Origin of the sequence: Scandinavium manionii, assembly GCF_024764775.1 — a bacterium.
Classification (GTDB): Bacteria; Pseudomonadota; Gammaproteobacteria; order Enterobacterales; family Enterobacteriaceae; genus Scandinavium; species Scandinavium manionii.
In genome coordinates this window covers 66,721-80,471 of sequence record NZ_JALIGC010000037.1, presented here as the reverse complement: position 1 = coordinate 80,471, position 13,751 = coordinate 66,721, and the positions used below count along the sequence as shown (strand labels likewise).

12 protein-coding genes are annotated in these 13,751 nt (G+C 54.1%); 6 read left to right on the top strand and 6 right to left on the bottom strand.

What is annotated here, in order from left to right; all coding sequences use genetic code 11:
- Positions 1–153: 153 nt before the first annotated feature.
- From MUU51_RS10165 to MUU51_RS10155, 3 genes are all read left to right on the top strand, one after another.
- A complete protein-coding gene (locus tag MUU51_RS10165) occupies positions 154–1,548 on the top strand; it encodes a glycoside-pentoside-hexuronide family transporter (RefSeq protein WP_159768946.1) in 1,395 nt (464 codons plus the stop codon).
- 12 nt (positions 1,549–1,560) lie between these two features.
- Complete coding sequence (gene yicI / locus MUU51_RS10160) at positions 1,561–3,879, top strand: alpha-xylosidase (protein WP_258967696.1); 2,319 nt, start codon at positions 1,561–1,563, stop codon at positions 3,877–3,879.
- A gap of 158 nt (positions 3,880–4,037) precedes the next feature.
- The gene (locus tag MUU51_RS10155) at positions 4,038–4,781 is read left to right on the top strand and encodes a MurR/RpiR family transcriptional regulator (protein ID WP_159768940.1); all 744 of its coding nucleotides are present in this window, start codon (positions 4,038–4,040) and stop codon (positions 4,779–4,781) included.
- Here MUU51_RS10155 and MUU51_RS10150 read toward each other — a convergent pair whose 3' ends face one another.
- From MUU51_RS10150 to ivbL, 6 genes are all read right to left on the bottom strand, one after another.
- The gene (locus MUU51_RS10150; RefSeq protein WP_258967695.1) at positions 4,782–6,158 is read right to left on the bottom strand and encodes a family 4 glycosyl hydrolase; all 1,377 of its coding nucleotides are present in this window, start codon (positions 6,156–6,158) and stop codon (positions 4,782–4,784) included. It abuts the gene before it with no gap.
- A 12-nt stretch (positions 6,159–6,170) separates the two neighbouring features.
- Complete coding sequence (locus MUU51_RS10145) at positions 6,171–7,742, bottom strand: PTS transporter subunit EIIC (RefSeq protein ID WP_258967694.1); 1,572 nt, start codon at positions 7,740–7,742, stop codon at positions 6,171–6,173.
- 199 nt (positions 7,743–7,941) lie between these two features.
- The gene (locus MUU51_RS10140) at positions 7,942–8,394 is read right to left on the bottom strand and encodes a DUF1198 family protein (RefSeq protein ID WP_159768930.1); all 453 of its coding nucleotides are present in this window, start codon (positions 8,392–8,394) and stop codon (positions 7,942–7,944) included.
- A gap of 151 nt (positions 8,395–8,545) precedes the next feature.
- Complete coding sequence (gene ilvN, locus MUU51_RS10135; RefSeq protein WP_110510373.1) at positions 8,546–8,836, bottom strand: acetolactate synthase small subunit; 291 nt, start codon at positions 8,834–8,836, stop codon at positions 8,546–8,548.
- A 3-nt stretch (positions 8,837–8,839) separates the two neighbouring features.
- Positions 8,840–10,540: an acetolactate synthase large subunit gene (ilvB, locus tag MUU51_RS10130; protein WP_159769758.1), complete on the bottom strand. Its 1,701-nt coding sequence runs from the start codon at positions 10,538–10,540 to the stop codon at positions 8,840–8,842.
- Between the two features lie 117 nt (positions 10,541–10,657).
- On the bottom strand, positions 10,658–10,756 hold the full coding sequence (ivbL, locus tag MUU51_RS10125) for an ilvB operon leader peptide IvbL (RefSeq protein ID WP_154161092.1): 99 nt from the start codon (positions 10,754–10,756) through the stop codon (positions 10,658–10,660).
- A gap of 526 nt (positions 10,757–11,282) precedes the next feature.
- Between ivbL and tisB the strand changes: the two genes are divergently transcribed.
- The 3 genes from tisB (at position 11,283) to emrD (ending at position 13,707) form a co-directional block, all read left to right on the top strand.
- On the top strand, positions 11,283–11,372 hold the full coding sequence (gene tisB / locus MUU51_RS10120) for a type I toxin-antitoxin system toxin TisB (protein WP_159768927.1): 90 nt from the start codon (positions 11,283–11,285) through the stop codon (positions 11,370–11,372).
- Positions 11,373–11,513: 141 nt separating this feature from the next.
- Positions 11,514–12,347: an EamA family transporter gene (locus MUU51_RS10115; RefSeq protein WP_258967693.1), complete on the top strand. Its 834-nt coding sequence runs from the start codon at positions 11,514–11,516 to the stop codon at positions 12,345–12,347.
- Positions 12,348–12,522: 175 nt separating this feature from the next.
- Positions 12,523–13,707 (top strand): multidrug efflux MFS transporter EmrD, encoded by a 1,185-nt coding sequence (gene emrD / locus MUU51_RS10110; protein ID WP_258967692.1) that lies wholly within the window; start codon positions 12,523–12,525, stop codon positions 13,705–13,707.
- Positions 13,708–13,751 lie beyond the last annotated feature (44 nt).

The window sequence follows — 13,751 nt, the reverse complement described above, 5'->3', positions numbered from 1 at the left end:
TTACATTTATAAACATTAATCTTCCCAACCGCGATCACAGAAAACAAGAAACATAATCCGCTAACGAGATATCGGAATTCCATCGGTGCCGACGATGAATTACAACCATGTAACCGGTTACTGATGTTCGATGACGCTATTGAAGGATAAAAAATGAGTCATGAAGTGTTGTCCGTGAAGGAGAAGATTGGCTACGGCATGGGAGATGCCGCCAGCCATATCATTTTTGATAACGTCATGTTGTACATGATGTTTTTTTATACCGATATTTTTGGTATTCCCGCCGGTTTTGTCGGCACCATGTTTTTGCTCGCCCGCGCGCTTGATGCAATTTCCGACCCTTGCATGGGCCTGCTCGCGGACCGTACCCGCAGCCGCTGGGGCAAATTCCGGCCGTGGATCCTGTTTGGTGCTATTCCCTTTGGTCTCGTGTGCGTGCTGGCCTATAGCTCGCCAGACCTCTCCCACAGCGGCAAACTGATTTACGCCGCCGTCACCTACACCCTGCTCACCCTGCTGTATACCGTGGTCAACATCCCTTACTGCGCGCTGGGCGGGGTGATAACCGACGATCCAACGCAGCGTATCTCCCTGCAGTCCTGGCGCTTCGTACTGGCGACAGCAGGCGGCATGCTCTCCACGGTGCTGATGATGCCGCTGGTGAACCTGATTGGCGGCGACGACAAAGCATTCGGCTTCCAGGGTGGCATTGCGGTACTGTCGGTGGTGGCCTTCCTGATGCTGGCTTTCTGTTTCTTCAATACCAAAGAGCGCATCCAGGTGCCGCCGAGTACCTCGTCGATGCGTGAAGATCTGCGAGATATCTGGCAAAACGACCAATGGCGCATCGTCGGCCTGCTGACCATTCTCAACATCCTCGCGGTCTGCGTGCGCGGCGGCGCGATGATGTACTACGCCACCTGGATTATGGGCTCCGCCGGGCTGTTCACAGCCTTCCTGTGCACTTACTGCGTCGGCAACCTGATTGGCTCCGCGCTGGCGAAACCACTTACCGACTGGAAATGTAAGGTCAGCGTGTTCTGGTGGACCAACGCGGCGCTGACGGTATTAAGCGTGGCGATGTTCTTCGTGCCCATTCAGGCCAATTTCGTGATGTTTGGCTTCATCTTCGTGATTGGCGTGCTCCACCAGCTGGTGACGCCAATCCAGTGGGTCATGATGTCCGACACCGTCGACTATGGCGAATGGTGCAACGGCAAACGCCTGACTGGCATCAGCTTCGCAGGCACATTGTTTGTTCTGAAACTCGGCCTGGCGCTGGGCGGCGCGATGATTGGCTGGATGCTGGCGGCGGGCGGCTACGACGCCACGGCCAAAACCCAAAACAGCGACACCATCAGCATCATTATTGCGCTGTTTACCCTCGTTCCGGCGGCCTGCTATCTGCTGAGCGCCGTTATCGCCAGGCGTTATTACACGCTGAAAACCCCGTATTTACGCAAAATCATGGCGGATATCGCGCAGGGCGCGCGCCGCACTCAGCAAGACTTTGAGCAGGCTCCGGTCAGCAAAGAATTACCGAACTAAGAGGAACAAGGCATGAAAATCAGTGATGGAAACTGGCTCATTCAACCTGGCCTGAATCTAATCCACCCACTGCAGGTGTTCGACGTCGAACAGCAGGGTAACGAAATGGTGGTGTATGCCGCCCCGCGCGACGTGCGTGAGCGCACATGGCAGCTGGATACGCCGCTGTTTACGCTGCGATTTTTCTCCCCGCAGGAAGGCGTGGTGGGCGTTCGCATTGAGCATTTCCAGGGCGCGCTGGATAACGGCCCGCACTACCCGCTGAATGTGCAGCAGGATGTGAAAGTTGAGATGCAAAACACTGCCGAATTTGCCGAGCTGAAAAGCGGCAACCTCAGCGTACGCGTCTCGAAAGGCGAATTCTGGGCGCTGGATTTTCTGCGCAACGGCGTGCGTATCACCGGTAGCCAGGTGAAAAACAACGGTTACGTGCAGGACACCCACAACGATCGTCATTACATGTTTGAACGCCTGGATTTAGGCGTGGGTGAAACCGTCTACGGCCTTGGCGAGCGCTTCACCGCACTGGTGCGCAATGGTCAAACCATCGACACCTGGAACCGCGATGGCGGCACCAGCACCGAACAGTCGTACAAAAACATTCCCTTCTACCTCACCAACCGCGGCTACGGCGTGCTGGTCAATCACCCGGAGTGCGTGTCGTTTGAAGTCGGTTCCGAGAAAGTCTCAAAAGTGCAGTTCAGCGTCGAAAGCGAATATCTCGAATATTTTGTGATTGATGGCCCGACCCCGAAAGACGTCCTGAACCGTTATACGCAATTTACCGGCCGCCCGGCGCTGCCTCCGGCGTGGTCATTCGGCCTGTGGCTGACCACCTCGTTCACCACCAATTACGACGAAGCGACGGTAAACAGCTTTATCGACGGTATGGCCGAGCGCAATCTGCCGCTGCACGTGTTCCATTTCGACTGCTTCTGGATGAAGGCGTTCCAGTGGTGTGATTTCGAGTGGGACCCGGTGACGTTCCCGGACCCGGAAGGAATGATCCGCCGCCTGAAAGCCAAAGGTCTGAAAGTCTGCGTGTGGATTAATCCGTACATCGGGCAGAAATCACCGGTATTTAAGGAACTGAAAGAAAAGGGCTATTTGCTCAAACGCCCGGACGGCTCGCTCTGGCAGTGGGATAAATGGCAGCCTGGGCTGGCGATTTATGATTTCACCAACCCGGAGGCGTGCCAGTGGTATGCCGACAAGCTGAAAGGCCTGGTGGATATCGGCGTCGACTGCTTCAAAACTGATTTCGGCGAGCGCATCCCGACGGATGTCATCTGGCACGACGGCTCTGACCCGCAGAAAATGCACAACCATTACGCGTTCATCTACAACGAACTGGTGTGGAACGTGCTGAAAGAGACGCTGGGCGAGCAGGAAGCGGTGCTGTTTGCGCGCTCGGCTTCCGTCGGCGCACAGCAGTTCCCGGTTCACTGGGGCGGCGACTGCTACGCCAACTACGAATCGATGGCAGAAAGCCTGCGCGGTGGGCTGTCGATCGGTATGTCGGGCTTTGGCTTCTGGAGTCACGATATAGGCGGCTTCGAAAATACCGCTCCAGCGCACGTCTATAAACGCTGGTGTGCGTTTGGCCTGTTGTCGAGCCACAGCCGCCTGCATGGCAGCAAATCCTACCGTGTGCCGTGGGCGTACGATGACGAGTCCTGCGACGTGGTGCGTCATTTCACCGAGCTGAAGTGCCGGATGATGCCGTATCTGTATCGCCAGGCGGCGATCGCCCGCGAAACCGGCACGCCTGTTCTGCGTTCGATGATGCTGGAGTTCCCGGAAGATCCAACCTGTGATTATCTGGACCGTCAGTACATGCTCGGCGATTCGGTTGTGGTGGCACCGGTGTTCAGCGAAGCGGGAGATGTGCAGTTCTGGCTGCCTGAAGGACGCTGGACGCACCTGTGGCACAACGACGAGGTGACGGGCAGCCGCTGGCATAAACAGCAGCATGACGCGCTGAGCTTGCCGGTGTACGTGCGTGACAACACGCTGTTAGCATTAGGCAACAATACTCAGAAGCCGGATTACGCATGGCATGAGGGCACAGCGTTCCAGCTGTTCAGTCTTGAGGACGGGCGCGAAGCGGTCTGTCAGGTGCCTGCGGCCGATGGTACAACCATCTTCACCCTGAAGGCGAAGCGTTCTGGCGGCACCCTAACCGTGGAAGGTACTGGCGAGTCGCGCGACTGGACGCTGTGTCTGCGCAACGTTCAGAACATTGCCAGTGTGCGGGGCGGTTCTCAGTCCGGCAGTGAATGGGGCGTGGTGGTTGCCGCTCAGGGCAATGCCCTGGTGATTACGCTCTGATAGCTCAGGCCTGTTCCCCCGATCTCCTGCGGGTAAGGGGGAACATTTCCGCACCACCTCAGTCTGCCATTTATTTCATTATTGCGAATGAGTGATTCGCTACACACATTATTTTCAGTCTGTCCGTTACAATCCTGCAACACAGTAAAGGGTGGTATATGGAACTGGAAAATATTTTTCGCGATATTAAATTAAGTAAAACCGAAATAACCGTACTGCGCTGTATTCAGAGCGATCCCGAACAATGCCTGCGTGATGGTATTCGCACCGTGGCCGAACGCTGTTACAGCAACCCGTCCTCTATTATCCGCCTGGCCAAAAAAATGAAATTCAGCGGCTGGCTGGAGTTGGTCTATTTCATCAAATTCAATATCACAATGCCGAAACTGGATGTAACGAATGATGTGGACTTTATGAAAATCCATCCACCCGAGCGTTTACCTGAACTATTAAATAGTCTACGCCAGCAGCGTATATTGATTCATGGCAGTGGATTTTCTCAGCTTATTGCGCAATACATTTATAATAAATTTCTGGTCACTGGCGTTAATGCCAGTCTGGCACTGTGGCCAGACTACGAAATTCTGGAACAAAAAAACACGACTCCTTTCGATGCCATCTGGATTATCTCAAAATCAGGTCGTAGTAGTTCAGCCTTAAATTGGATTAAAGCACTCGATGGAAAAGAGACTGACCTTATCTGTTTTACTGGTGATTATCAAAGTCCGTTGGCACAGGCCGCCGATACAGCTCTGATTATTCACGACCCGCAGAAATATGATGATGATATTTACTGGAGTAACCCGTTCTTTGGTTACTGCATTTTAGGATTTGAACATCTGCTCAAACTTTGGTTTCACCAGACGGAGACAGGGGCACCTGTCGATGCCCCTGATGATTGATTACCAGCCTTCGCTGTGAGTATCGTTCAGATACGCCGTCACCAGTTTATTGGCGAGGGACCAGGAGCCGACCAAAGGGTGTGCCATCAGTGCGCGCACCGCAAGCTGACGGTCTCGGTTGAGAATAGCGGCGACAGCCAGCCGCTCATACTCTTTCACACAGGCGATCATGTTTTTCTGCGCGAGGGGAACGTGTTTTGGCGTGACCGGTTTTAATCCGCTTTTACTGAGATCGCAGCTGATTTCAATCACATCATCCGGCAGCAGAAAATCGAGCGTCCCGTTATTGGAAAGTGAAACAACAATCCGTTTACTGGTATCGCTATTAACGGCTTCCAGAATATCCAGCGCCACCCCGGCATAACCGCCAGTGTCAGGCTCTTCAATAAATTGCTGCAACGTAAGCGGTGCCCGGGTATTAAATTTTTCCTGTTGCGACTCGCTCTGCATATAACTGTTTTCACGCTGCAAATAGTGCTTCATCCAGATATCGAATGCTGCCGCTGGGTTGGCTTTCACATCAAGTGTTGCCAGCTCTTCGCGCATTGCCTGGTTGATACGCGCTATCTGTTCACCGCGGGTTTCTGGCGCATTTTGTATCGCACTCAGCGCTTCCTCGCGATAGTAGTAATAATAGAGATACTCATTGAGTAACTGCTTATCGCACTGCTGTACCAGCTCCCGAGAGAAATATTGCATGCAGGTGTGGCTGTATAACGCCGGGCTATTGATCAGTTTTTCGGTGACGTCTTCCCCCCGAACGGTGAAGTTGGTGAACCACGAGAAGTGGTTCAGACCGTAGCATTCCACCTGCAAATCACGCTCGTCGCAGCCAAGAATCGACGGCAGTTCGCGGATCAATTCCGACGGGGCATCGCAAATACCATAAACCCGACGCTTAAATCCGGACTTAATAATCGCCTCGGTCACCAGCCCCGACGGGTTGGTGAAGTTAAACAGTATTGCGTCCGGTGCGGCATGTTCTTCAATCAGGCGGCAATAGTCGAGAATCGCCGGAATCGAGCGCATCGCCATCGCAAAGCCGCCAGCACCGGTGGTTTCCTGCCCGAGCGTGTTGTGTTCAAGGGCCACGCGCTCGTCGTGGATCCGGCTTTCGTCGCCGCCGACACGCAGCGTGGTGATCACGAAACCTGCGCCTTTGAGCGCCGCAACAGGATCGGTCGTCAGGCTGAAATGAATATCCGGTCGAATGGTATTAAACACATAGCGCGCAATCTCCCCGAATACCGCCAGGTTTTGCTCTGAGTTATCAAGGAACACCACCTCCTTTAAGCCAATCCGGTGTGCATTATAAGCCAGTGATTTAGCCAGAAATGCCGAGCGAACCCCGCCGCCACCCAGTACGGTTAATTTCATTACTCCTCCTGATTAATGCGTTGCCAGCCAGGTTTCTACGTGGGTTCGTACTTGTTCAACCCGTACACCATAAATAACCTGAACTTCATTACGGTTTAGTACCACGCCATTTGCGCCAGTACTTTTTAATAAGAGATCATCGACACAGTCCAGATTGCGAATCACCACGCGTAATCGCGTAAAACAGTTGTCGACAGAAATAATATTATCTTTACCACCCAGCCCCTGAATAATGTCATTGGTAATAGCCTGGCTGGTCTCGGATTTATTTTTCATCTTTTCCCGGTAATCCGCTTTGTTATAAAGCTTGACCCCATCATCATCTTCACGGCCCGGGGTTTTCAGATTTAATTTCACTACCAGGGTGCGGAATATCACGTAATAAGCGGCAAATTGTCCGAGACCAATCACGATATACAGCGGCCAGCGGGTTAACGACACCGGCAGTGGAAGATTGTAGATAAGGAATTCAATCAAGCCCGCCGCGCCCCAGGGCCGCACGGTGAAGATATCGCAAATCGCCTGTGAGGCTGCCGTTAGCGTGGCATGGATAACCCACAGCAACGGAGAGATAAACAGGAAGGTAAACTCAATCGGCTCGGTGATGCCGGTCAGCATCGAGGTAATAATCGCCGGAAGCAGTATCGCTTTCGCCAGTTTCTTTTTCTCAGGTTTTGCGGTGTGATAAAACGCCAGCGATGCACCTGCCAGACCGAAAATAGTGGTCATGCCTTGCTGTGAAAAACGTAGCGCCTCGTTCATTACCGGGGTTAAATCCGGGTGACGCATGTAGGCAAGGAAAATGGCCTGTGTCCCGGAAACCGTTTGCCCGTCAACACTCAGTGTGCCGCCAATTTGCGTAAGCTGGAACGGCGACCAGACAAAGTGGTGTAACCCTGTAGGGATCAGGAATTTCTCGAAGAAACCGTAAACAAAGACCCCCGCCACCCCGGCATTTTTCATAAAGCCTGTCAGCGAGGTGATCCCGTGAGTCATAAACGGCCATATCCATGTAAAGGCAATGGCATAAAGAATAATGACTGGCGTCATGGCAATAAGCGTCAACTTCGCGCCGCCGTACATCGATAATGCGCCAGGCAGTTCAATACTCGCGACTTTATTGTGTACCCAGGCGATAGTGCATCCAAGAATAATACCGAGGAATACGCCCATATCCACCACTACAAACCCTAATATTTGGGTTTGACCGGTACCATAATATTCACCGTTAATTTTCTCTGCGAGACGATGGGTAAACTCCAGCCAGGAATGGTTGGCGCCAAGGAACATAATAAAGCACATCACCGAAACTAACGCGACTTCTGTTTTTCTGTCTTTTGCCAGCCCGTAACTGATACCTACACAGAATAATAATCCAAGATTGCTAAACAACGGCCAGAATGTATCGCCTAGTAGCTGCCCTAAATTATGCAGGAAACTGGTTTCAGAAATCAGGGTGGGATTGGTTAATACTGAACTTAGCGCCAGAATTAAACCAATAACGGGTAAAAAGAGGACTGCGCCGATCATTGCTCTGGAGAACATTTGCATATTCTCCAGAATACGTTGACGTATTCCAGACATAATGGCTGTTCCTTTCTTGTAGTAGGTTTTAATTATTGGTTTGCACTTCCAGTGACCACGTTATAACAAGCGCCCGTGCTGAGCGGAACAGGTTTCGGAAAATAGGTACAGATAGCCACAAAATGCGAACAGGTTTCGCAGCCATAGAATGAGGAAATCGAATGACAATCGCCGATGGCAATCGTCATTCATGCGGGTATCAATGCAGCCAGGTTACGCCATCCTGCGGCATAAACAGCAGGTTATAGCGGTGCTGGAACGCGTTGAACTCTGATACGTCCGGCTCCAGTTCACGCAAAAATCCCAGCGCCAAACGAATTTGTGCATCGGTCACCGGGGCGGCGAGACGCGCTTTTTGCAACTGACGGTGCCAGTAGTGAAGATTGGATTCGCTGGCATCGACCACCGCGACCTGCCAGATAAGCAAAACCTGAGCGGCATTCTGCAAATGCGCTTCATTAGGACGGTGCAAATAATGCAGGTACTCTTCACCCGCACGCTTTCCCATCTGATCGATCATCGATTCTACATGCATAGGTGTAATACCAATTCTTTCGCTCAGGCGCTTGATAGCCCGGCGAGAGTCAGAGGTTAATACCCGAAAACCCACCACAAATACCACCACTAAGGTGGCTAACGTCAACCAGATCATGCGCCCTCTCAGCCTTCCTCTGCCCGCACATGATAATGGCATCCATCGCGATGTCGACAGACAAACGCCCCATAAATGTGATTATCACTGAAAGAAAAACAGCCACCGGGCTGTATGCCTCGGTGGCTGCGTTATCCGTCAACGGCAGGGATTATTCAAAAAACAGCCCCAGCTTGTTAAACACGCCCGGATCGCTCTGGTGACGAGTCACCTGAGTGACGTCTTCGAGCTTATCAATTTGGCTAATCATCTGCTCCAGACGCTGATCGTTGTTCACTAATAGCCAAATGCGGCTTTTATCGCTGTTCTGGATCGGTAGACAAAGAATGCCTTCCACGTTAAACGCGCGGCGAGCAAACAGGCCGCAGACGTGGGTCATGACGCCGGGGTGGTTGCGCACGGTGAGTTCCAGAATGACGTTGTCATGAATTGCGTTTTGCATGGTTTATTCCCCCACCATTTCAGTATTCGCGGCACCCGGCGGCACCATTGGCCAGACTTTTTGCTCAGGATCGATACGCACGTGAATCAGCGCCGGTCCCGGACGGGAAATGATTTCCTGCAACGCGGCCTGTGGATCTTCAGCCGTATTCAGGTCGCAGGTTTGCAGGCCAAAGCCCTGCGCAATCTGCATAAAGTTAATCATTCCCGGATAGGTGGCGGCAAAAACGCCCTGCTTGTAGAACAGGCTTTGCTGCTGATGTACCAGCCCCAGCGCCTCGTTGTTCATCAGGATAATTTTTACGTCGAGCTGATTTTCTGCCGCAGTCGCCATTTCCTGAATGTTCATCATCAGGCTGCCGTCGCCGGAGAAACACAATACTTTGCGATGCGGATTCGCGAGCGCCGCACCCACTGCCGCAGGCAGGCCAAAGCCCATTGTGCCCAGCCCGCCGGACGTCAGCCACTGACGTGGACGATTGAGCGGATACGCCTGCGCGGTCCACATCTGATGCTGGCCGACGTCGGTGGTGACAATTGCGTCGTCGTCCACACACGCCGCCACGGCGTTAATCAGACCGTAATGGGTCAGCGGATCGCCCGCTTGCGGAATGGCTGACGGGAATTCCTGTTGCAAATCCGCCACCAGCTGACGCCACTCGGCGCGCGGCTGGGCTTCAACCAACGGGATCAGCTGGTCCAGAACGTCACCCACATCAGCCTGAATTGCCACGTGAGGCTGTTTGATTTTGCCAAGCTCCGCGCGGTCGATATCGACGTGAATGATTTTGGCGTTCGGGCAGAATTGTTCGGTTTTGCCAATCGCCCGGTCATCAAAACGCGCGCCTAAAACAATCAGCAAATCAGCTTCTTGCATTACGTGGTTGGTACTACGTGCGCCATGCATCCCGAGCATCCCTAACGACAGCGGATGCGCTTTAGGCAGCATTCCCAGCGCCATCAGGGTCATGGTGGTCGGCAGATTGGCTTTTTCCGCCAGTTTGCGGATGTGTTCCGGGACGTTAATCACCCCGCCGCCGAGATACAGTACCGGGCGTTTGGCGCTGTTAATCATCGCCGCGGCATCGCGCACATCAGCCAGGTTAAACACCGGGGCTGGCGCTTTACAGCCCGGCATCGGCAGGTCGTCGATATCGATTTCAGCGGTCTGAACATCCTTCGGAATATCCACCCACACCGGGCCTGGACGGCCAGACTGCGCAATGCGAAACGCGTCGCTGATCACCTGCGGCAGTTCGCTGATGTCGCGGACTAAATAGTTGTGTTTGGTGATGGGGATGGAGATGCCGTAGGTGTCCACTTCCTGGAACGCATCGGTACCGATCATCGAGGCAGGAACCTGGCCGGTGATACACACCAGCGGAATGGAGTCGAGGCGCGCATCGGCAATTGCGGTGACCAGGTTGGTCGCACCGGGGCCGCTACAGGCCATACAGACAGCCGGTTTGCCCTGCGTACGCGCCATACCCTGGGCGATAAACCCCGCGCCCTGTTCATGGCGGGCCAGTACGTGACGGATCTGCTTGCTTTGGCTGAGCGCGTCGTACAGCGGTAAAACCGTGCCGCCTGGAATACCCGCCACAATGGTGATGCCCTGACGTTCCAGTAAGTGAACAATCAGCTGTGCGCCGGTAAAACGCTTTGCCTGTGACGTCGTCTTAGATGACGCCGCCTGTGATGACATTGTGCCCGAAGTTGTCATGCTCCAGTCCTTTTCTTGTGGGCCGACTTTCCGGGGGGCTTAAACGAAAAACCCCGCCGGTTTGCGCCGGCGGGGTTTTGGAATCGTGTGTTCCGGACCCTACGGCGCATTGCCGACGACCACCACCACACGCACGACGACCACTGCGGCTGGTTGCGCAGTTGGTAGTAGGTTGATTGCGTTCAGGTTGATGTTCATTAGGGACCATGACGTTGTGTTGTTGACTGGATTTATACAAGCACAGGCGGCGTTGCGCAGCAAGCGCTTTATGATTCACCACAAAAATCTGAGTTGCCGATCACATTTCCTTGCAATACCTCAGAAAACAAAAAACCCCGCCGGAGCGAGGTTTTGTCAGTGGTTTGCGGGTGGTATCCGCGAAGCGCACTGTGTTACGTCAACGGCAAAAGTATACCCGATCGGCGGCGATCGCGCAATTTCGCCCATGGTTTACCGCATTAATGAGTATGAGCCAGCCCAGTGATTTTGTCGACAAAACACCTGTTCATTCATACAGTATATATCTATACTGAAGCTGTTCGCAGTGAGCCATTTGGGGGCCGCATGTTCGACCGGCGCGCAAAAAGTCCTGGCTGAAACGGGTGGTGCCGTCAGCGCCTTAACCCCCAGGAGAGCACACTGTGTTACGTCAACAACACGGCTGATGACAGGCAGCGGAAAGGTAAATCAGCCGGAAGTTCTCCTTACACTACAGGAGAAACGTATGGGTGGAGTGGAACTGGCAGTGTTGGTCCTGAAACTCATGGTTGCGTTGCTGCAACTGCTTGATGCAGTCCTGAAAACCTTCCGGTAATCAGGTTCAGGCCGTACCAAAGAGGGGCGGGCAACCGCCCCTCTTTCAACCGTTCATCGTGCTTTGGCGGTTTTCGCTCTGTCGTTGGTTGATCGCACAGGGAATGTTACAGTCTTGTGACACTTCACTGCAAAGCGCGCCATGACTCTTACCGTATTCTTTGTATTGCTGTTTGCCGCCCTGCTACACGCCAGCTGGAATGCCATCGTCAAAGCGGGGAGCGATAAACTCTACTCCGCCATCAGCGTGAGCGGTTCCGCATCGCTGATAGCCTTTGTGTTGCTGCCCTTCTCTCCACAACCTGCGCTGGCCAGCGCGCCCTGGCTGATTCTCTCCTGCGGTCTACAGGTGGTTTATACCGTTCTGGTCGCAAAAACCTACCAGGTCTCAGACATGAGCCAGACCTACCCACTGATGCGCGGCACCGCGCCGTTGCTGGTGGCGATGGTCAGCCTGTTTTTACCGGGCGAGCAGCTCTCCTCTTTGGCATGGATGGGTATTGGCGTTATCTGCCTGTCGATTTTGGCGATGGCGCTAAATGGGCGCAGTGGCTCAAGAAAAGGGGTGACGCTGGCCCTGATCAACGCCAGCTTCATTGCCAGTTATACGCTGGTCGACGGCACGGGCGTGCGGCTTTCCGGCTCCGCGCTCGGCTATACCTTGTGGACATTTTTGATGAACGGTTTTTGTCTGCTCGGTTGGGCGATGATTTCTCGCCGCCTCGAGGTCTCCCGCTACATGCGACTTCACTGGAAGAAGGGCATTTTTGGCGGGCTCGGCACCATGGGCTCTTATGGTCTGGCGTTGTGGGCAATGACTCAGGCTCCGCTGGCGGTCGTGGCGGCGCTGCGTGAAACCTCAATTCTGTTCGGCGCGGTCATCGCCCTGGTGATCCTCAAAGAACGGGTGACGTGGCTGCGCCTGACCGCTGCCTGCGGGATAGCTCTCGGCGCGATTTTGCTGCGCCTGTCCTGATCCACTCTGGCAACAATTGTTGCCGAATATCGTTTACAAAACCTGCCTGATGCCGCTTCGTCAATCCTTCACCTGTGGTTGTTCTGTCATTTTACTGTGGTAGATTCCTCGCGGACTTTGCTGATTCCGCAGTCACATATTCTTTCTTTTTAACCGTTCACAAAGTAATCATCGAATGAAAAGGCATAAGAACGTCAATTTGCTGCTGATGCTGGTGCTGCTGGTCGCCGTCGGTCAGATGGCGCAAACCATTTATATTCCAGCCATTGCTGACATGGCGCGCGAACTGAACGTGCGTGAAGGTGCGGTCCAAAGCGTCATGGCCGCATATCTACTGACCTACGGTGTGTCGCAATTATTCTACGGTCCGCTTTCAGACCGCGTGGGCCGCCGACCGGTTATCCTCGTCGGCATGACGATTTTTATGCTGGCGACGGTTATTGCCATGACCACGAACAGCCTGACGATGCTGATTGCCGCCAGCGCGCTGCAGGGCATGGGCACCGGCGTGGGCGGCGTCATGGCGCGCACCCTGCCGCGCGACCTGTATGAAGGCACACAGCTGCGCCATGCGAACAGTTTGCTGAACATGGGCATTCTGGTTAGCCCGCTGCTGGCACCGCTGATTGGCGGGATGCTCGATACAGTCTGGAGCTGGCGCGCGTGCTACGGTTTCCTGCTGGTGCTGTGTATGGGCGTGACGCTGAGCATGGCGCGCTGGATGCCGGAAACGCGTCCCCAGGATGCGCCGCCAACCCGCTTTACCACACGTTATAAAACGCTGCTCGGCAACGGGCCGTTCACCTGCTATGTGATGATGCTGATTGGCGGCCTGGCGGGAATTGCAGTGTTCGAAGCTTGCTCCGGCGTGCTGCTGGGTGCAGGGCTTGGGCTGAGCAGTATGGTGGTGAGTATTCTGTTTATTCTGCCGATCCCGGCGGCGTTTTTCGGCGCCTGGTTCGCCGGACGCCAGAACAAGCGCTTCTCCAGCATGATGTGGCAGTCGGTCATTAGCTGTCTGCTGGCGCGGCTGATGATGTGGATCCCAGGCCTCCTCGGGGTGATGAATGTCTGGACGCTGTTGGTCCCTGCGGCGCTATTCTTCTTCGGTGCCGGGATGCTGTTCCCGCTCGCTACCAGCGGCGCAATGGAGCCGTTCCCATTTCTCGCTGGAACAGCCGGAGCTTTGATCGGCGGCTTGCAGAACATCGGTTCCGGTGCGCTGGCCTGGCTTTCCGCGCTGCTCCCGCAAACCGGACAAAGCAGTCTGGGCTTGCTGATGACGCTGATGGGACTGTTGATATTGCTATGCTGGCTGCCGTTGGCTTCACGGTTTAATCAGCATCAGCAGACGATTTAAGACGGAGATAGGCCCGGTAGAGCACAATTGCCGGGCCTGCTGAG

What these genes read in the sequence shown, in the direction of transcription:
- yicI (WP_258967696.1), top strand. Translation starts at nt 1,561, where the DNA reads ATGAAAATCAGTGATGGAAACTGGCTCATTCAACCTGGCCTGAATCTA.
- MUU51_RS10155 (WP_159768940.1), top strand. Translation starts at nt 4,038, where the DNA reads ATGGAACTGGAAAATATTTTTCGCGATATTAAATTAAGTAAAACCGAA.
- ilvN (WP_110510373.1), bottom strand. Translation starts at nt 8,836, where the DNA reads ATGCAAAACGCAATTCATGACAACGTCATTCTGGAACTCACCGTGCGC.
- emrD (WP_258967692.1), top strand. Translation starts at nt 12,523, where the DNA reads ATGAAAAGGCATAAGAACGTCAATTTGCTGCTGATGCTGGTGCTGCTG.
- MUU51_RS10140 (WP_159768930.1), bottom strand. Translation starts at nt 8,394, where the DNA reads ATGATCTGGTTGACGTTAGCCACCTTAGTGGTGGTATTTGTGGTGGGT.
- MUU51_RS10115 (WP_258967693.1), top strand. Translation starts at nt 11,514, where the DNA reads ATGACTCTTACCGTATTCTTTGTATTGCTGTTTGCCGCCCTGCTACAC.
- ilvB (WP_159769758.1), bottom strand. Translation starts at nt 10,540, where the DNA reads ATGTCATCACAGGCGGCGTCATCTAAGACGACGTCACAGGCAAAGCGT.
- MUU51_RS10165 (WP_159768946.1), top strand. Translation starts at nt 154, where the DNA reads ATGAGTCATGAAGTGTTGTCCGTGAAGGAGAAGATTGGCTACGGCATG.
- tisB (WP_159768927.1), top strand. Translation starts at nt 11,283, where the DNA reads ATGGGTGGAGTGGAACTGGCAGTGTTGGTCCTGAAACTCATGGTTGCG.
- ivbL (WP_154161092.1), bottom strand. Translation starts at nt 10,756, where the DNA reads ATGAACATCAACCTGAACGCAATCAACCTACTACCAACTGCGCAACCA.
- MUU51_RS10145 (WP_258967694.1), bottom strand. Translation starts at nt 7,742, where the DNA reads ATGTCTGGAATACGTCAACGTATTCTGGAGAATATGCAAATGTTCTCC.
- MUU51_RS10150 (WP_258967695.1), bottom strand. Translation starts at nt 6,158, where the DNA reads ATGAAATTAACCGTACTGGGTGGCGGCGGGGTTCGCTCGGCATTTCTG.